Origin of the sequence: Marinobacterium zhoushanense, from assembly GCF_014641945.1 — a bacterium.
Taxonomy (GTDB): domain Bacteria; phylum Pseudomonadota; class Gammaproteobacteria; order Pseudomonadales; family Balneatricaceae; genus Marinobacterium_D; species Marinobacterium_D zhoushanense.
Genome location: NZ_BMIJ01000003.1, coordinates 128,571 through 145,708, shown reverse-complemented (window position 1 = coordinate 145,708; position 17,138 = coordinate 128,571). Strand labels below are relative to the sequence as shown.

The following is a 17,138-nucleotide window of genomic DNA, read 5'->3' as shown; positions in this document are numbered from 1 at the left end:
GACGGCGACGTGACTTCGCGCCTGCATCACTGTTATCGGCTGCGTTCGCTTTCACTTTCTCTTCTGTACTCAAGTGCTTACCTTTTTAATTAAAGCTGTCGGTTATCTATCTGGCGGCGAAAAGGCGGCAGAGAATCCAACAACAGGCGGCCGTAGCGCCGGGTGACCACTCTACGATCCAGCAACACCACTCGCCCCCTGTCCTGTTCCGTTCTCAACAACCGACCGACCGCTTGCGTCAAACGCATCGAGGCCGCGGGCACTGCCCAGTCGGAGAACGCGTTCCCGCCCTGTTGCTCTATCCACTCCGCCATGGTGGCATCGACCGGATCATCCGGGACACCGAACGGCAGTTTGGTGATAATCACATCGGTCAAATAGCCGCCGGGAAGATCGACCCCCTCCGCAAAGGAAGCCAGGCCGAATATAACGCTTGGCTGCCCTGCATCGATACGCTCTCGATGAATCCTCAGGATCTCCTGACGGCTATGGTCCCCCTGAGCGAGGATCCTATTCTTAATGGATTCAGGCTGGCGTTCAAGGGTAGCCAACATTTGGCGCCAACTGCTGAACAGCACAAGCGCCGCCTGAATCCCCCCCAACTGCTCGGCCAGGTACTCCGCGATCTCCTCGGTATGAGCCTGTTGATCGCCGGGATCCGAGCGCATGGCGGGCACCTCAAGCGTGCCCATCGCGTAGTGATCGAACGGACTTTGCAGGCGGACACAGCTTGTATCCACCGGCAACCCCAACTGATCGAGCAGACGGTCGAAGCGGCCCAGTGCGGTTAACGTCGCCGATGTGACGACCGCACCGAAACACACCTCCCATAAATGCTCGCGAAGGGTATCGGCAGCTGACACGGGGGCGCTGCGAAGCTCAACATCGGTCAACTGCTCCTGTTCTATGCGCGACAACCAGCGCGCCGTCGGCATGCGCCCCTCAGGATCCGGCGTCGCGTAACTGCGCGCCAACCAGCTGATCTGCTGCACGCGTCCCCATAGCACACCCAACTGGGGGTACCAGCGCTCGGCCAGGGCGCGATCGATTTCGGCGATGTCCCCCTCCATCGCTTCGCGCAGCACCGACACCAACTGCTCCATATGCTGCTGAACCCGTTCGCTGGCATGAGTAAGGTCGCGGCACAAAATCCTGAGCGGCTCCGGAATCAGCCCCCGTGAGAAACGTACCCGCTGCCCCCGCTCTTCCGAATCGAGCAGTACCTGTATTTGCGGCTCGAGCTGACTTAGCACCTCACCCATCTCGCGTAATGGATTTGCGATGCGCTCGATCGGATCCAGCAGCGCCACTGCTGTCCCCGCCTCATCCAATAACCCATGCAGCCTTTTCGGCAGGGACTGACACAACTTCTGACTGCTGCCCAGCCTCATCGAAAAGGCAAAATGACCGCTGGCTTTATCCGGTAGATGATGCCCCTCATCCAGTACATAGATCGTGTCCTTAGGATCCGGCAGTATCGCCCCGCCGCCGAGCGCCAGATCAGCAAGGACCAGGTCGTGGTTGGCAACCACCAGCTCAACACTGTCGAGCTGGTCCCGGGCACGGTAGAATGGACAGGCAGAAAAGTTAAGGCAACGCCGGTTGCTGCACTGCATATGATCGCTGGTCAGCGGTCGCCACAACCCCTCTTCCAGAGAATCCGGCAGGTTATCCCGATCACCGTCCCAACCGCCGGAAACAAAGCGATCCATCAGCTCTCTGTAGGTGGCCAGCGTCTGGGCATCAAGCACCTCAGCGTACTCGTCTTCATACAAGGCCATCTGCCCTAACTCGCCCTGTCGCTCGAGATGCTGCTCTATCTTGTTAACGCAGAGATAGCGTCCACGCCCTTTGGCCAGTTGGTAACGAATCTCCAGGCCAGCGTGACGAATCACCTCGGGCAGATCCTTGTTAACCAACTGCTCCTGCAGCGATACCGTAGCGGTCGACAACACTATGCGCTTCTTGCGCACCCGCGCGATGGGCAATGTCGCCAGTAGATAGGCGATTGTTTTTCCGGTACCCGTACCCGCCTCAACCACACTGACGTGCCGCTCACCAAGACGCTCACCCTGCTCGCCCACCCCGATGCCGGCAAGGGTACGTGCAACTTCGGCAATCATCTGTTTCTGGGCAGCGCGTGCCTTCAGCCCTCGACTGGTCAAAAACTGGCTGTAGGCAGACTGAATCGCCTGTTTGAGCGTTGCGTCGAGCAAGGGGGCTCCTTCCGATCCTGGGTGGCGGGGCATCATAACAAGAGACTGGATGTTTAAACAGATAATTGCTTGACGCCGGAAAAATACTGTATAAAACTACATGTACTGTATAAATAGACATACGACTATGAAACTGACCAAACGCCAGAGCGAAGTCCTAGACTGCATCCGCCAGCATATAGAAGATACCGGCTACCCGCCTACACGGGCCGATATTGCACGTGATCTTGGGTTCCGCTCGGCAAATGCCGCCGAGGAGCACCTCAAGGCACTAGCCCGCAAAGGTGCCATCGAGATAATTCCGGGCACCTCTCGAGGTATCCGCCTACCCGAGCCTGAAATAACCGAGCATGGATTACCGATAGTGGGACAGGTCGCGGCGGGCGAACCGATCCTGGCCCAACAGCATATCGATGACTACTGCACTATCGGCGCTGAATTTTTTCACCCTAACGCAGATTACCTGCTTCGTGTTCGCGGCATGAGCATGAAAAATATTGGCATTCTCGATGGCGATCTTTTAGCCGTGCATCAGACGCCGGAAGCGCGCGAGGGGCAGATCGTGGTAGCCAGAATCGGTGACGACGTCACCGTCAAACGTTTTCACCGTGAAGGATCCATGGTGTACCTGATTGCCGAAAACGAGGAGTTCGACCCAATCGAGATCGACCTGTCCGAGCAGGAGTTACAGATAGAGGGTCTGGGTGTCGGCGTCATTAGGCAAAGAGCAGATCTTTAACAACGAGGTGTCAGCATGCACGCTACAGCATTGGACTACGGTACGAATACCTCAGCAGCATCCACAGGAGGCCGCGTTACCGAGATCATCCAGCACAACGGCGATATCTCACTATCGCCGCTCCTGCTGCCCATGCTGGCACAACTCAGCCGCCAGCAACGCTGGCTCGCACTGGTTGGCGCACCAGCAGAGATCGATCGCTCTGCTCTTTCTGCCGCCGGCGTAGCGCTTGACCGCATCTGGATATTACGCCCGGACAGCAAACACTCGACGGTGGATCTTGCACGACGCGCGTTAAGCGCCGACACCTGCCACACGGTCGTGTCTTGGCACAAGTATCTGGACGAGGGTGAAATAGGCCTGCTGCAGCAGGCAGCAAGCCTGGCGGATGTTCAGGGCATAGTGGTACGCAGCCACTAAACGGTCTGCTACCACTCAAGCATCGCGCTGCGCTGACGATCGATCAACTGATTCAGCTCAGAAAACCACTGCCGCAACTCAGACAGCAACGCCCCATCCTCCGCATGATCGGGATTGACCTGCAGCACGTGGATCTCCGACAAACTTTGACTGCTATCGGTGGGTTTTGAGCGCTGCGCGGATGCATTCCAACACGCCGCATAGGCGCGCTCCAACCTTTCAAGCCAACTTCCAGGACTCGCGGCAAGCTGCGCCAACTCGTTCAGCTCTGGCGACTCCTGACCCGTTGACTCGAACTGAGCCTGCAGGTCAGTGACACCATCAATCGCCGCTACATCCAGACGATAGCGCTCACCAATTTCGCGAACGAAAGCGTGAACAGCTCCTTTCAGATGAAAGAGAACCGATTCATTGTAGGATTCGATCATCCCGTGTTTGTTCCAGGCACTGGAGTCTTGCGCCCGACTCAATGAATCGAGATGCAGGCGCACAAAACCCAACTTCTGATTGGTCCTGGCTACATAGATTTCGCTCATATCGCCCCCATCAAGCCATCACTTCTTTTTGCGCGCGCTTTCTTCCTGCCACCTGCCGTCAACGCAGTACGCCCGCCACCCGGTCGCCTTGCCCTCCTGCTCGGACATAACGTACTGCTCCTTGGTTTTGCGGCTATAGCGGATTATTGCCGGATTGCCCTCGCCATCGTGTTGCGGCGCATCGAGCAGGTAGTGATATTTTGGATCAAGCTCAGCTTTATGTGGAATCAGCTCCGATACCAGAGGCGCCCTGGTCTCCCGGTTTTTCGGAAACTGGCTTGCAGCCAGGAACAGGCCACTGGCGCCATCTCGCAGCACGTAGTGATCGTCAACCTTCTCGCATTTGAGCTCTGGCATATCGACAGGGTCGATCTTGGGCGGGGCCACCTCACCGCTCTTCAGCAGCTTGCGAGTGTTTTTACACTCGGCATTGGTACAGCCGAAAAACTTACCGAAGCGGCCTGTTTTCAGCTGCATCTCCGAACCACACTTGTCGCATTCGATGACCGGTCCGTCATAGCCTTTAATTTTGAAGCTGCCGACTTCGATCTCGTAACCAGCGCAGTCTGGATTGTTACCGCAGACGTGCAGTTTGCGTTCGGCATCGACAAGATAGGAATCCATCGCCGCACCGCAAAGCTTGCAGCGGTGCTTGCTGCGCAGAATACGAGACTCCTCTTCATCATCACCATCCGCGCTTACGACCTCATCCCCGGGGATCAGGTTGATAGTGGCCTTACACCGCTCCTTGGGTGGCAGGTTATAGCCAGAGCAACCGAGGAAAACGCCTGTACTGCCGGTTCTGATCATCATCTTTCGACCACAGTCCGGACAATCGACATCGGTTGGCGTCGGGCTATTGGGCCGCATCCCGCCCTCCGGGGACTGGGCGCTCTCCAGCTTATCGACAAAACTGCCGTAAAAACGATCGAGCAGCTCTCGCCAGTCCACATCCCCCTGCGCGATCTCGTCCAGCTGCTCCTCCATCCGGGCGGTGAAGCTGTAATCCATCAGATCAGAGAAGTTCTCATTAAGCCGCTCGGTGACGATGTCACCCATTTTCTTGGCGTAGAAGCGGCGCCCCTGGACCTCGACATAGCCGCGATCCTGGATCGTCGAGATGATCGATGCATAGGTCGATGGCCGGCCGATACCGCGTTTCTCCAGCTCCTTGACCAAACTAGCCTCGGAGTACCGGGGGGCGGGCTTGGTGAAATGCTGCTTGGGATCCAGTGCACTGAGCGAGAGGAGATCACCCTGCTGCACATCCGGCAGAATCAGATCCTCATCACTCTTGCCTTTTGACGGCAATACCCGCGTATAGCCGTCAAACTTAAGAATCCTCCCCTTGGTCGTCAGCTCAAACTCACCCGCCTTCACCTGTAAACGGGTGCTTAAGTAGCGAGCCGGGGTCATCTGGCAGGCGATAAACTGACGTCGGATCAGGTCGTACAGCCGAACTGCGTCGCTGTCCATACCAGCAAGCCGATCAGCGGTTATCTCAACATCGGAGGGACGGATCGCTTCGTGCGCTTCCTGGGCCCCCTCTTTCGAGCTGTAGCGCACCGGGTCAGCCGGCAGATACTCCTCGCCGTAATTAGATTGAATATGCTCACGACAGGCCGTTACCGCTTCCGCACTCAAGTTGGTGGAGTCGGTACGCATGTAGGTGATATAGCCGGCTTCATAAAGGCGCTGAGCCAGCATCATCGTCTTCTTGACGCCGAACCCCAAACGAGTACTGGCCGCCTGCTGCAGGGTCGACGTGATAAATGGCGCGGACGGTTTGCTGCTGGTCGGTTTATCTTCGCGACTGACCACCTTAAATTGAGCCGCGTTGAGCGCATCAAGCGCTATCTGGGTCTGCGCCTGACTGACTGGCCGAAAAGCCGCTCCCGACTGTTTCGCTACCTGCAACCGCAGAGCTTCGGCATCAGGAGTCTGCACATCGGCATGGACCTCCCAGTACTCTTCCGGCACAAAGGCCCTGATCTCACGCTCACGCTCGACCACCAGACGTACCGCAACCGACTGCACACGGCCGGCTGAGAGTCCCCGGGCAACCTTCTCCCACAGTAGGGGAGACAGCATGTAGCCTACCACCCGGTCCAGAAAGCGGCGTGCCTGCTGCGCGTTGACCCGGTTTAGATCCAGCTGTGCCGGCTCCTCAAATGCTTCCTTGATCGCTTTCTTGGTGATTTCGTTGAACACCACGCGGCGATAGCGCCCGTCATCACCACCGATGGCTTCGCGCAGATGCCATGCGATGGCCTCCCCTTCGCGGTCCAAATCGGTTGCGAGATAGATTTCGTCAGCGGTACGGGCAAGTTTCTTCAGCTCGTCGACAACCTTTTCCTTGCCTGGCAGGATCTCATAGTGCGCCTCCCACTCTTTTTCGGGGTCGACGCCCATGCGGGCGACAAGCTGCTCACGGGATTTGCGCTTTTTGTACTCCTCTTTGTCCTGCGCCGACATCTTGCGGGTCAACGCCGCCTGCTTAGCGCGCTCCTTAGGGTCGCTTTTAACCGCGCTGCCGCTGGTCGGCAAGTCGCGAATATGACCAACACTCGATTTCACCACATACTGGCTTCCGAGATATTTGTTGATCGTTTTCGCCTTGGCCGGCGATTCCACAATTACTAGCGTTTTTCCCATCAGGACATCCTTAAAGAGCTGGTACCATCCCCAGAAGCTGCGTGCATATATAAGTGTTGCGCTATCGGGGGTCAAGCAAGGCGACCATTAATTCATATCGAGGTACAGCCAATAGAGGCAGCACCTCAACTTCGCAAAGCCGATAGAGTCGCTTTATAATCCATACAGCAACCCTCTATATTCAGAGTGCCAAAGTTGATGCTGTCAGACAATCTGATGTACGTCGTATTGATCGCGCTGGTTGGATTGGCCGCACTGGCCGCCAATTACATCATCACGGCTCGAGAGGCGCATAACAAATTTCTCAGCGAGCGACTGAAATGGCTCAAGCAGCAATCCGAGCATACGCTAAATGCGCTCAGCATCCTGAAAGAAGTTGGCTGCCGAAGTGACATCGTTGAAAAGCTGAATCAACACGCCATGTCACTGATCGAAGAGATCAGCGCTCTTGCACCGGATTCGGAACTGATGACCGAAATCGCGCGCAACAAGGAGAGTACGGATCGCGTCAAACGGCGCCAGGGCGGGTTGGAGAGCGACCGAGCAGTCCGCCGCGCGCAGATCTACCTGAATTTCGCCGAGAAGCTGCTGATCGAAATGGGGCGCAAGGGCCGTCTGACACCTCAGCTGGCCAAGGCCTACCAGCAGGAGCTGTACTGGTTAAATGTATCGATGGTGACCGAGGCTCATCTCAATCAGGCGGAGCGCTTGCTAGCCAGCGGTGAAAAGCATGGCGCCCTGGCACACTACAAGCATGCCAAGGCGATACTGGTACGCGCCACCATTCCACAACAGCAGAAGCAGGTACTGTTGAATAAACTGCAGAGCGAGATCGATAAACTGCAACCCAAGCGCGACTATGGCGCCGGCGCTCTAGCCGACTCCATCGACAACTACCTTAACCAGTAAAGTTGCGGTTTTATAACGGTGCAAAACGTGACACGCGCTCGCCACTGGCCAGCTCAACAGTCTCGACAAACATTGCCAAGGGCCTGACCCACAACCCGAAATCGCCATAAAGCGCCCGGTATACCACCATCCACTCTTCCGTTTCCGAGTGCCTCGCCGTGCCGATCACTTCATAATCCCGGCCCTTGTAGTGACGATAGATGCCCGGCGCCAAATCAACCTTGGTGACCATACAACCCTCCTATACCCGCTGCTCGATCAGTGTTTTGAGCTGCTCGGCTATCCGCTCCAAATCCTCATCCTCGCCCTCTTGCCAGAACGCGGAAGCATGTGTGGGAGTGGACTCCAGCGCGATCACGTCAGACGGCATTTGGCTAAGTACTTGGTTAAGCAGGGACATTGCCGCATCCGACAGCGTGCGCTCCCCCTTAATCCAGCTCCACCCCTCCGTTAACCCCTCATTCGCGAGGGTTTCGCCACGAAACAGCTGCCAGCCTTTCCAGTTCGCTTTTTCATCGCGATTCAGATTCAAGCGCTGCATTCGATATACCGGAACACTTAACGTTTCGCCCTCCACTTCGCCACGTTGTCGCGGCAGCTGCAGATTGGCCAATTGAACGTGAAGACCCAAGGGTTTCGCACGTAAACGCAGCTGCGCCTGGAACCGCTGCCGAGGCGTTGGCATGACCCACATCACAGATCCGATCAACGACATGACAATGAAAATAATGATTAACCATTTCATGGTGTTATCCTTAAGGTAGAACAACTGAACGTGCTGGCGCTCCGGCGCCACACTCAACACAACAAGGAGCCCGAACCATGGCCCGTTATACTCGCATTCTGCTTGCCGTCGATCTGTCCGACGAATCCTCCCAGCTCGCTGAACGCGCTGTGGATCTTGCCCGTACCAACCAGGCGCAGTTGAGCCTGATCCACGTTGTTGAGCCGTTAAGTTTTGCCTATGGCGGGGATGTACCAATGGATCTGTCGACGATTCAGGAACAACTCGACGAACATGCCCGAAAAAAGCTAAACACCTACGCCGAGGCCCTGGGTTATCCGGTAGACAAAAAGTTTGTCGTAACCGGTAACACCGAAACAGAGATACATCAAGTCGCCAGCAATGAAGAAACTGACCTGATCATCGTCGGCAGCCACGGACGCCACGGCCTCGCGCTGCTTCTGGGCTCAACCGCCAATGGCGTACTCCACGGCGCGCCCTGCGACGTACTCGCGGTGCGCGTGCGTAAAGAGAAAGACTGAACCTCAACGGCCGGCCGGGATCACCCCCCGGCCTGCATCTCCTCCAGCTCGACCCAGCGTTCCATCAGCTGTTCCACTCGCTGCTCCTGATCGTGCAGCGCTTGCAGCCGCACAGAAACATGAGCGTGATCCTGGCTGTAGAAGTCGGCCGCCGATGTCTCCGCCTGCAAGGCGGATAATGTGTCCTCCGCCTCCTCCATCAACTTCGGCAGCTCATCCAGTTCCCGCTGCAACTTGTAACTCAGCTTGCGCGTAGCTTTCGTCTTATCAGACTTCGGCTCAGCGGCCGACTCGACACCACTTGTCTCTTTTGCTGCCGCTTTCTCAGCCCTTTTGGCCGCCGGCCTCTGGCGCAACCAGTCCTGATAGCCGCCGACATACTCCGCCACACGCCCTTCACCCTCAAACGCCAGGGTACTGGTGACCACGTTATCGAGAAATCTTCGGTCATGGCTGACCAGCAGTAGGGTACCCTCGTAGTTCAGCAGTATCTCTTCAAGCAACTCCAGCGTCTCGATATCCAGATCGTTGGTCGGCTCGTCCAGAACCAGCAGGTTAGCCGGCTGACTGAACAGGCGTGCCAGCAACACGCGGTTACACTCACCACCGGAAAGTGCTTTAACCGGAGTGCGGGCCCGCTCGGGACTGAAAAGGAAGTCCTGCAGATAGCTTATGATATGACGGTTCTGACCATTGATCTCGATGCTTTCCCGGCCACCCGAGACGTTATCGATAATGCTGCGTTCCGGATCGAGCTGGCCGCGCAACTGATCGAAATACGCAACTTCCAGCTTGGTTCCCATTCGCACCTTGCCGCTCTCGGGTTGCAACTCTCCGAGCAGAATTTTTAGCAGCGTACTCTTGCCCGCACCGTTGGGCCCAATCAGCCCGACCCGGTCGCCGCGCTGGATCGCCAGAGTAAGATCACGAATGATCGGCTGCCCTTCGTAGCCATGGGACACATGCTCAAGCTCAACCACCAGCTTGCCCGACTTAACCGCCTCTTCGAGATTGAAGCGAGCCCCGCCCTGACGCTCTCGCCGCTGCGAGCGTTCATCACGCATCCTCTTCAGCGCCCTTACGCGTCCTTCGTTGCGGGTACGCCGGGCCTTGATTCCCTGTCGAATCCAGCGCTCCTCTTGCGCCAGTTTCTTGTCGAACTCAGCGTTCTGCCGCGCCTCCTCCTGCAGCAGCGCCTCCTTCTGCTCCAGATAACGGCTGTAATTACCCGGGAAGGAGGTCAGCGTTCCGCGATCCAGCTCGATGATTCGGGTCGCCAGGCGGTCGACCAATGCACGGTCATGCGAGATGAACAGCACACCGCCACGGAAGTTAAGGATCTGCTCTTCCAGCCATTCGATCGTTTCGATATCCAGGTGGTTGGTAGGCTCATCGAGCAAGAGCAGGTCCGGATTCTGCACCAACGCGGCTCCCAGCGCGGCACGACGTCGCCAGCCGCCGGACAGCTCAGCCATACGCTTGTCACCAGGCAGGGATAAACGATCCAGAACCGTGTCTACCCGTTGCTCCAGGTGCCAGCCCTCTCTCGACTCCAGCTCATGCTGCAACCGCTCCAGCTCGGCCATAGAACTGGCATCATGCCGCTGAACCAGCACGTCGTACTGCTCACGCAGTGCGACAACCTCGCTTATTCCTGCCATCACCACATCACGCACCATGCGCTCATCGGCGGCTGGAAGCATCTGCGACAATTCGGCGATGCGGATGGCGGGATCTTTCCAGTAGACACCGGAATCAGGTTGCTGATATCCCGACACGACCTTCAGCAGGGTCGACTTCCCGGCCCCATTCAAGCCGACCAGGGCGACACGCTCTCCCGCTTCGAGCTGAAGATTGACATGGTCGAGCAAGGCGCGCGTGCCAAAACTCACGCAAAGCTCATCGAATTTGATCAACGACATCTACGGCTATGCACTCTGTTCAGTTTAAAGGCCGATAGTTTACCTGAAACCGCGGTCCGAAATGAAAAACACTCAAGGATCTAATAATCTCTGCCGATATAGGTAGACTGACACTATCCGCTCGCGCCACAGTTCAACCGAGGGATGGAGACAACGATGCCGCGCCTGACACTGCTAAACCTTATCGCCACCTCGCTCCTTATCGCCAGCCACCCCGCTTCCGCATCTCTGACCCCCCAACAACAGCTATACAAGAAAACCCTTGCAGCTGCGGAAAAGGGGGACGACAACACGGTACGCCAGGGGCTGAAAGAGTTGGGTAACTATCCACTTAAACCCTACATACTCTACACTCAGTTGCGCGCCAATCTCAGCAACCTGCGCGTGGAAGACGCCCTTCAGTTCAGTGATCAGTTTGCCGACACTCCGGTAGAGGGTCGACTGCGCTGGGCTTTGACCACAGAGCTTGGAAAGCGCCAGGACTGGGAGGCCTACCGCAAGCTATACCCAACTCTAGACCGCCCCAGCACCGAGCAGGAGTGCTACTGGGGGCGCTCAGAACTGGCGAAAGGCAACCGCCAAAGCGCGTATGCGATCGCGTCACGTCTTTGGGTTGCCGGCCACTCCCAACCAAATGCCTGCGACCCACTGTTCGAACACTGGATGAGCGCGGGCAAACTCACGGACGAGCTGGTCGCCAAGCGCGTGCTGTCGGCTCTGGAGGAGGGTAACCTTGCGCTCGCCCGATATGCCGCCAAAAAAGCCACCACTTCCGCAACCAAGGCACAGATCGACAAAGCCATAGCGCTTTATAGCGACCCCAAATCGCTGCTTGCCAACACCAAATTGGTAACCGCCAAAGATCCCGAGCACCGGCGACTGCTGATGCTATCCGTTAACCGCTTGCGCAGAAGCGATCTGGACGCCGCGATCAAGCTGTGGGTACGCGACCGGGATCGCCTGCGCATTCCACAAGAGGAGCAGGCAGAGCTGTCGATTCGAATGGGAACATTGAAGGCCAAGCGATTCGACGACAATGCAGAAGCTCAAATCGCTCAGCTAGACCCTGAGTTCCGGCTGGCAGACCTGACGGAGTGGCGCGCACGGCTGGCGCTTAGACAGCTCGACTGGCCTAAAGTAGAGGCGCTGATCGGCGAACTTCCGCCCGACAAGCTCCACCACGAGCGCTGGCAGTACTGGCTCAGCATAGCCCAGCGCCAACAGGGCAAGGATGTGAAGGCCCAGCTGCAGGCCCTGAGCCAAGACCGCACGTTTTATGGGTTTCTTGCCGCCGAACTGAGTCAGAGCCAGTTTTCGCTGAACCATGATCCGATCGCCCTAGATGCCCATGTGCTTAACCAGATGGAAGCAACACCTGCATTCAAGCGCATGCGCGAGCTGTTTCAGTTGGACGAACTTTACGAAGCCCGTTCCGAGTGGAACCAAGCGACGCGGACCATGTCGCCAACCGAGCAGCACTTGGCAGCCCATCTGGTCAAGCGCTGGGGTTGGAACACCCAGGCGATTCGTGGCGCAATCCAGAGCGAGCGCTGGAACGACCTGGAGATCCGCTTTCCAGACCCCTACACCGGCCTGTTCGCCAGCGCGTCCGAACGTGCCGGCATCACCAACACCTGGGCGACAGCGATCGCACGCCAGGAAAGCGCATTCTGGGTGTCTGCCCGCTCCCGCGTCGGTGCCCGCGGCCTGATGCAGCTGATGCCGGCGACTGCCCAGCAGACGGCCAAGAAGCACTCTTTGCCGCTGGGCAGTCTAGACGCACTGTACGACCCCCAAACCAATATCAATCTGGGCAGTGCTTATCTTGGTGAGATGTACCAAGAGTTCGGCAGCAACCGTGTGTTTGCAACCGCCGCGTACAATGCCGGCCCGCACCGGGTGAGAGCATGGCTGAAAGATCGCGGCGACCTGCCTCTCGACATCTGGATAGAGACCATCCCATTCGACGAAACACGTAACTACGTACAGAACGTGCTGTCTTTTGCGGTCATCTACGACCGCTTGGCCGATCGACCCGCGAGACTGCTCAGCGACAGCGAACGGAAGCTGTTGGCGTTCAATCAGGTGGATGGCAATAAAGCGAACAAGCTGTAGCTGGCAACCGATCAGCCTGCGCCAACATCCTTGAGATAGCGGCGCAGGTCACTTTCATTGAACGGCCAGCCCAACTCTTTGCCCGACGCGGGAGCCCTTAACACGGGGATACTGGTCGCGTACCGTTCCAACAGCCGATCGTCGAACGCGATATCGACCAGATCGACCTCCGCATCGCCTGGTTGCAATACAGACTGCAACACCGCAATCGCATGCTCACACAAATGACAGCCTTCTGTCGTCATCAACTCTAAATAAAGCATTTTCCTACGAATCCCCATTACTGCTCAGAACCTTATATCTGGATTACCATATCGAAGCGCGGCCATTTCCCTTATACTGTGCGGCCCTTTTAACCGACGATCGTTGACCGTTACCCACGCTCGCGAGGTTGCGATGAAAAATCGAGTAGTACCGACCAACTCAGAAGTACGTCTAAGCGACGATGAGTTCATCGTTAGCAAAACCGACAGACGCGGTATTATTACCTATGTAAACCGCACCTTCATGAAAATATCGGGCTATTCGGAACCTGAACTCCTCGGCGTTCAACACAATATCATCCGCCACCCCGACATGCCCCGCGGCGCGTTTAAACTGCTATGGGAAACCCTTGATCAAGGCAAAGAGTTTTTCGCCTACGTGAAAAACCTGTGCAAGGATGGCAGCTACTACTGGGTGATGGCGAACGTAACACCAGACCTGAATTCCGAAGGCGAAGTAGTTGGCTATTACTCCGTCAGACGCAAACCATCACATGCAGCGATTCAAGCCATCACTCCCCTCTACAAGGAGATGCTGGATATTGAGCGCGCTGCCGGCCCCAAAGAGGGACCTCAGCGCGCGATCGCGCACTTGCAGGGGTTTTGTGAATCCCAGCGCTGCAGCTATGAAGAGTTGATTTGGTCGCTGGACAACGCCTAGCAGAGGCGCCAGCAACCCATACGAGGACGCGTATCGTGCATCAATCGACCACACACAAGACAGGCGTCAGCTCAGGCAGCCTCTTCCTGCAAAACAGGATTAAGCTGGCTACCCTACTGCTCCCCGTCCTAGCCCTTGCTCCCGCTGCCCTTGTAGCACTAAGCGGGGAGCTTCAGCTGGCAGCATGGACGGCAATTCCCGCGCTAGGAACCGTACTGCTTTCAATCTACCTCTATCGCTCGGCGGCACGCCCACTCAAAGCCCTGCAGAACATCAACCAGGCGCTCCAGAAGGCGAACAAGGGCGGTTTCGACAGCCGAATCAGCCACACGGAGAAACTGGGCGAAGTTGGCCTGGTCGCCTGGGAACTCAACGATTTCCTGGACAAGATCGAAACCTACTTCAAAGAGGTGGATACCTGTTTTCGCTACGTGTCCGATGGCCGTTACGATCGACACGCGCTCTACAAGGGGCTTCCAGGCCAGTTACGTGAGTCGCTGATCCGTATCAACAACTCGCTGGAGCTGATGCGCAAGGGTGCCGAGTTCGTCGCAGGAAAAGAGCTCAACTCCGACCTTCACAGCCTGAATACCAAACACCTTATCGGCAACCTGAAGCAGAACCAGTCAGATCTGGTCCGCATCAGCAATGAACTGGAGCAGGCGGAGGGCATTGCCGACCGCTCCCGCCAGGAGGCACGAGATAGCCAAACCGCAGTTGCGCGCATGGTGGCGGCGTTAAAACGTATACATGAGACGATAGAATCGGTTGTCGATGTGGTCGACAAACTGGGTAGCGACAGCAAAAAGGTTGCCGAATCCCTGTCGATCATTACCGATATCGCCGATCAGACCAACCTGCTCGCCCTCAACGCCGCCATTGAAGCCGCACGAGCCGGCGAACAGGGACGCGGCTTCGCGGTAGTAGCCGACGAGGTAAAAGCCCTGTCGAGACGGACCAAAGATGCCGCCATCGACGTCACCCACACCATCGGCACGTTTAACCAGCGTGTCGATGAGATGGTCGAGCGCGCAACCGACTCCAGCCAAGAGGCAGCCGAAGTCAGCGCCATGGTTGAAAACTTCCGTGAGCAGTTCGACTCTATCGCCAATGCGGCCGAACAGACCAAGCTCTACCTGAGCCATGCCAAGGATCGCGCGTTTGGCTCACTGACCAAAGCCGATCATGTGATCTACAAACAGTACGGCTACCTGATGTTCGATGATGCCCAGAAGTGGGCTGACGAGGAGCAGGCTGTCGCTCGCAACCACACCGACTGCCGCCTGGGACAGTGGTATTACAAGGGTCAGGGCGCAGAACTGTTCTCCAATACCCGCGCTTATGCACTACTGGAAGCGCCTCACCAAGCCGTACACCACTCAGTACAAGGTGCCATAGCCTTGCGTGAAAAGAACTGGCGCACCGATGCCAAGCTGCGCCGCGAGATCGTATCCTTGATGACCCGTGCCGAAGATGAGAGTTACAAGATACTGCAACACATTGATGCAATGATAGACGAACGTCATCGGTCGGACGGGGCGAGGTAACACTACCAATTAAGGGTTGTCCTCCCTTCTGGCTGGGTCTATGCTCGAAAACTGGTCGGAAGCAACCCTTTTACCTTAGCTATGTATTCCGGCCGCTCACACAGAAACATACGGAGTCGGCAGTCTATGGATAAAGCAACATCAGGCGGAAACCCTTCGACCGATCCTCAGGAGTTCATCAACTACGTCGCGCGCGAAACCAACAAGGTGCTGGAGATGTTCTCCGCCAGCGGCGGCGACGACATTTTCCGCCAGTTCACTCAGTCATGGACTGAACTAGCCACCCGCTCACTGGAAGACCCGACAGTTTGGATCCGTGCCATTGCCGATTACCAGCAAGCCCAGTTCAATCTGTGGCGTAATCTGATGAACGGCACCAGCAGTGAATCACCGGTGGTACACCCCGATCGCGGCGACCGGCGCTTCCAAAGCGAAGAGTGGTCGAACAACCCGATCTACGACTACATCAAGCAGTCCTACCTGCTCACGTCCCGCATGCTGGTCGATATGGCGGCCAACGCAAAGCTTGCCCCGTCCGAACAGGCAAAACTCGAGTTTTACACCAAACAGTATGTCGATGCGCTGTCACCTACGAATTTCGCCATCACCAACCCTGAGGTGCTGCAGCAGGCGATGGAAACCAAGGGCCAAAGCCTGGTCGACGGCCTGAAAAACCTGCTGAGTGATATCGAAAAAGGCCGTATATCGATGACGGACGAGAGCGCCTTCGAACTCGGCACCAACCTCGCCACCACCGAAGGTGCGGTCGTTTTCCAGAACAAGCTGTTCCAGCTGATCCACTACAAACCGGAAGGCGATCAGGTATACGAGCGCCCCACACTGATCGTGCCACCGAGCATCAACAAGTTTTACATCCTTGATCTGCAGCCGCACAACTCGTTTGTCAAATATTGCATCGAGCAGGGCCAGAACGTATTCCTCGTTTCCTGGCTCAACCCCAGCGCCGATCAGCGCGACCTGAGCTGGGACGATTACGTCGCCGACGGCGTTATCAAAGCGATCGAAGTGACCCGCGAAATCAGCGGTGCCGACAAGCTCAATGCCGTCGCCTGGTGTGTAGGCGGAACACTGCTGACGACCGCGCTGGCGGTATTGGCAAATCGCAAGGACACCAGCGTTGGATCGGCCACCTTCCTGACCACGCTGACCGACTTTTCAAACCCGGGCGATCTCTGCGTCTTTATTGACGATTACCAGGTCAAGCAGCTGGAGAGCAAGATCAACTCCCAGGGCATACTGAACGGTCGTGAGCTGGCGACCTCATTTAACATGCTGCGCTCCAACGACCTGATCTGGTCCTATGTGGTCAACAACTACCTGAAAGGGCAGACACCGCCGCCGTTTGACATCCTCTACTGGAACAGCGACTCCACCAACCTGCCCGCGGCGATGTACACTTTCTATATCAACAAGATGTACCTCGAGAACAAGCTGGTGGAGCCGAATGCGCTTGAGATCTGCGGCGAACCCATCGATCTGGGTAAGATCAAGATCCCCTGCTACTTCCTGTCCACTATCGAAGACCATATCGCGCCCTGGAAAGGCACCTTCAATGCCACCGAAACGTTCGGCAGCAATATCGAGTTCGTGCTTGGCGCCAGCGGTCACGTTGCCGGCGTCATCAACCCGGCTTCCAAAAACCGCCGCAACTACTGGATCAAGGGCGAACAGGGTAAGGGTGCCGACCATTGGCTGGAGACCGCCGAACGCCAGGAAGGCTCCTGGTGGCCAAACTGGGCCGAATGGCTCCGTCGCCGGGCCGGCAAGAAAGTCGATGCACCGAAGCATTATGGCAACGACACCCATACGGTGATCGAACCGGCGCCTGGCTCCTATGTACGCGCTCGTATCGATTAACAGACGACACT

At 56.9% G+C, this 17,138-nt stretch carries 15 protein-coding genes; 8 read left to right on the top strand and 7 right to left on the bottom strand.

Annotated features, from left to right (window positions below):
* Nucleotides 1–89 precede the first annotated feature (89 nt).
* Nucleotides 90–2,216, bottom strand: coding sequence for an ATP-dependent DNA helicase DinG (gene dinG / locus IEX40_RS07740; protein ID WP_188746992.1), 2,127 nt, complete (start codon nt 2,214–2,216; stop codon nt 90–92).
* A 127-nt stretch (nt 2,217–2,343) separates the two neighbouring features.
* On the opposite strand from dinG, the gene lexA reads away from it, so the two are divergent.
* Complete coding sequence (gene lexA / locus IEX40_RS07735) at nt 2,344–2,955, top strand: transcriptional repressor LexA (RefSeq protein ID WP_188746990.1); 612 nt, start codon at nt 2,344–2,346, stop codon at nt 2,953–2,955.
* Nucleotides 2,956–2,970: 15 nt separating this feature from the next.
* A complete protein-coding gene (locus IEX40_RS07730) occupies nt 2,971–3,375 on the top strand; it encodes a SulA-like leucine-rich domain-containing protein (protein WP_188746988.1) in 405 nt (134 codons plus the stop codon).
* Nucleotides 3,376–3,383: 8 nt separating this feature from the next.
* Here IEX40_RS07730 and IEX40_RS07725 read toward each other — a convergent pair whose 3' ends face one another.
* A complete protein-coding gene (locus IEX40_RS07725; RefSeq protein WP_188746986.1) occupies nt 3,384–3,911 on the bottom strand; it encodes a DUF6586 family protein in 528 nt (175 codons plus the stop codon).
* 18 nt (nt 3,912–3,929) lie between these two features.
* Nucleotides 3,930–6,566, bottom strand: a complete 2,637-nt coding sequence (gene topA, locus IEX40_RS07720; protein ID WP_188746984.1) for a type I DNA topoisomerase — start codon at nt 6,564–6,566, stop codon at nt 3,930–3,932.
* A gap of 198 nt (nt 6,567–6,764) precedes the next feature.
* Here topA and IEX40_RS07715 point away from each other — a divergent pair, with 198 nt between their 5' ends.
* Entirely contained in the window at nt 6,765–7,475 is a 711-nt protein-coding gene (locus IEX40_RS07715; protein ID WP_188746982.1) for a DNA topoisomerase I, read from the top strand.
* Between the two features lie 10 nt (nt 7,476–7,485).
* Here IEX40_RS07715 and IEX40_RS07710 read toward each other — a convergent pair whose 3' ends face one another.
* Together IEX40_RS07710 and IEX40_RS07705 are read right to left on the bottom strand one after the other, a co-directional pair.
* Complete coding sequence (locus IEX40_RS07710) at nt 7,486–7,707, bottom strand: DUF1653 domain-containing protein (RefSeq protein WP_188746980.1); 222 nt, start codon at nt 7,705–7,707, stop codon at nt 7,486–7,488.
* 9 nt (nt 7,708–7,716) lie between these two features.
* A complete protein-coding gene (locus IEX40_RS07705; RefSeq protein ID WP_188746978.1) occupies nt 7,717–8,220 on the bottom strand; it encodes a hypothetical protein in 504 nt (167 codons plus the stop codon).
* 77 nt (nt 8,221–8,297) lie between these two features.
* Here IEX40_RS07705 and IEX40_RS07700 point away from each other — a divergent pair, with 77 nt between their 5' ends.
* Complete coding sequence (locus tag IEX40_RS07700) at nt 8,298–8,741, top strand: universal stress protein (RefSeq protein ID WP_188746976.1); 444 nt, start codon at nt 8,298–8,300, stop codon at nt 8,739–8,741.
* Nucleotides 8,742–8,761: 20 nt separating this feature from the next.
* Here the strand turns inward: IEX40_RS07700 and IEX40_RS07695 are convergent, their stop codons facing one another.
* The gene (locus IEX40_RS07695) at nt 8,762–10,663 is read right to left on the bottom strand and encodes an ATP-binding cassette domain-containing protein (protein WP_188746974.1); all 1,902 of its coding nucleotides are present in this window, start codon (nt 10,661–10,663) and stop codon (nt 8,762–8,764) included.
* 156 nt (nt 10,664–10,819) lie between these two features.
* Here IEX40_RS07695 and IEX40_RS07690 point away from each other — a divergent pair, with 156 nt between their 5' ends.
* Nucleotides 10,820–12,778 (top strand): transglycosylase SLT domain-containing protein, encoded by a 1,959-nt coding sequence (locus tag IEX40_RS07690; RefSeq protein WP_188746972.1) that lies wholly within the window; start codon nt 10,820–10,822, stop codon nt 12,776–12,778.
* Between the two features lie 11 nt (nt 12,779–12,789).
* On the opposite strand, the gene IEX40_RS07685 is transcribed toward IEX40_RS07690, so the two are convergent.
* Nucleotides 12,790–13,041 carry a glutaredoxin family protein gene (locus IEX40_RS07685; protein ID WP_188746970.1) on the bottom strand — a complete coding sequence of 84 codons (252 nt, stop codon included), beginning with the start codon at nt 13,039–13,041 and terminating at the stop codon, nt 12,790–12,792.
* A 133-nt stretch (nt 13,042–13,174) separates the two neighbouring features.
* Between IEX40_RS07685 and IEX40_RS07680 the strand changes: the two genes are divergently transcribed.
* The 3 genes from IEX40_RS07680 to IEX40_RS07670 all read left to right on the top strand — a co-directional run bounded on the left by IEX40_RS07680 (nt 13,175) and on the right by IEX40_RS07670 (nt 17,127).
* The gene (locus IEX40_RS07680) at nt 13,175–13,702 is read left to right on the top strand and encodes a PAS domain-containing protein (protein ID WP_188746967.1); all 528 of its coding nucleotides are present in this window, start codon (nt 13,175–13,177) and stop codon (nt 13,700–13,702) included.
* Between the two features lie 35 nt (nt 13,703–13,737).
* Nucleotides 13,738–15,249 (top strand): methyl-accepting chemotaxis protein, encoded by a 1,512-nt coding sequence (locus IEX40_RS07675; RefSeq protein WP_308421597.1) that lies wholly within the window; start codon nt 13,738–13,740, stop codon nt 15,247–15,249.
* A gap of 126 nt (nt 15,250–15,375) precedes the next feature.
* Complete coding sequence (locus tag IEX40_RS07670; protein WP_188746966.1) at nt 15,376–17,127, top strand: PHA/PHB synthase family protein; 1,752 nt, start codon at nt 15,376–15,378, stop codon at nt 17,125–17,127.
* The last annotated feature ends 11 nt before the right edge of the window (nt 17,128–17,138 follow it).

What these genes read in the sequence shown, in the direction of transcription:
- IEX40_RS07725 (WP_188746986.1), bottom strand. Translation starts at nt 3,911, where the DNA reads ATGAGCGAAATCTATGTAGCCAGGACCAATCAGAAGTTGGGTTTTGTG.
- IEX40_RS07715 (WP_188746982.1), top strand. Translation starts at nt 6,765, where the DNA reads ATGCTGTCAGACAATCTGATGTACGTCGTATTGATCGCGCTGGTTGGA.
- IEX40_RS07700 (WP_188746976.1), top strand. Translation starts at nt 8,298, where the DNA reads ATGGCCCGTTATACTCGCATTCTGCTTGCCGTCGATCTGTCCGACGAA.
- IEX40_RS07710 (WP_188746980.1), bottom strand. Translation starts at nt 7,707, where the DNA reads ATGGTCACCAAGGTTGATTTGGCGCCGGGCATCTATCGTCACTACAAG.
- IEX40_RS07730 (WP_188746988.1), top strand. Translation starts at nt 2,971, where the DNA reads ATGCACGCTACAGCATTGGACTACGGTACGAATACCTCAGCAGCATCC.
- IEX40_RS07680 (WP_188746967.1), top strand. Translation starts at nt 13,175, where the DNA reads ATGAAAAATCGAGTAGTACCGACCAACTCAGAAGTACGTCTAAGCGAC.
- IEX40_RS07685 (WP_188746970.1), bottom strand. Translation starts at nt 13,041, where the DNA reads ATGCTTTATTTAGAGTTGATGACGACAGAAGGCTGTCATTTGTGTGAG.
- IEX40_RS07670 (WP_188746966.1), top strand. Translation starts at nt 15,376, where the DNA reads ATGGATAAAGCAACATCAGGCGGAAACCCTTCGACCGATCCTCAGGAG.
- topA (WP_188746984.1), bottom strand. Translation starts at nt 6,566, where the DNA reads ATGGGAAAAACGCTAGTAATTGTGGAATCGCCGGCCAAGGCGAAAACG.
- IEX40_RS07690 (WP_188746972.1), top strand. Translation starts at nt 10,820, where the DNA reads ATGCCGCGCCTGACACTGCTAAACCTTATCGCCACCTCGCTCCTTATC.
- lexA (WP_188746990.1), top strand. Translation starts at nt 2,344, where the DNA reads ATGAAACTGACCAAACGCCAGAGCGAAGTCCTAGACTGCATCCGCCAG.
- IEX40_RS07695 (WP_188746974.1), bottom strand. Translation starts at nt 10,663, where the DNA reads ATGTCGTTGATCAAATTCGATGAGCTTTGCGTGAGTTTTGGCACGCGC.
- IEX40_RS07705 (WP_188746978.1), bottom strand. Translation starts at nt 8,220, where the DNA reads ATGAAATGGTTAATCATTATTTTCATTGTCATGTCGTTGATCGGATCT.